The following is a 393-nucleotide window of genomic DNA, read 5'->3' on the forward strand; positions in this document are numbered from 1 at the left end:
CTTGATCGAACGGCGCGAACTCTGCCACGGCCGCGAATATGAACAGCGCGTCGAGCGACTGGAAACGCTCCGCCACCATTGCGGCGAGCACCTCCCTGTCTTGTGCGCGGGAAATGTCCGACCCCATGGCATTCGCGCGTCCTTCAAGCTCCAGATGAGCTCTATGGACATTCGAGGGGTTAGCTCCGGTAACGAGCACCTGCGCGCCGTCGGCCACAAGGGCCTTTGCAGTCGCCAGACCCATTCCATGCGTCCCCCCAATGATAAGGGCATTCTTCTCCGTCAATCGACCCATGTGGCCACTCCTAGACAAGCTTCATCTGGCCTCTCGTATATTTCCGTGTACGATGATAGGAAAAGTGGCAAGACGGGGATGCTTCGTCCGCATTTGTG

Annotated in this window: 1 protein-coding gene; it reads right to left on the minus strand. The window is 58.3% G+C overall.

What is annotated here, in order from left to right; translation table 11 throughout:
• On the minus strand, positions 1 to 295 hold a 295-nt coding region (locus H6M51_RS24305; RefSeq protein WP_185812323.1), incomplete at its 3' end, for an SDR family NAD(P)-dependent oxidoreductase.
• Positions 296 to 393: the final 98 nt, after the last annotated feature.

Source organism: Rhizobium sp. AQ_MP (assembly GCF_014237835.1).
Classification (GTDB): domain Bacteria; phylum Pseudomonadota; class Alphaproteobacteria; order Rhizobiales; family Rhizobiaceae; genus Allorhizobium.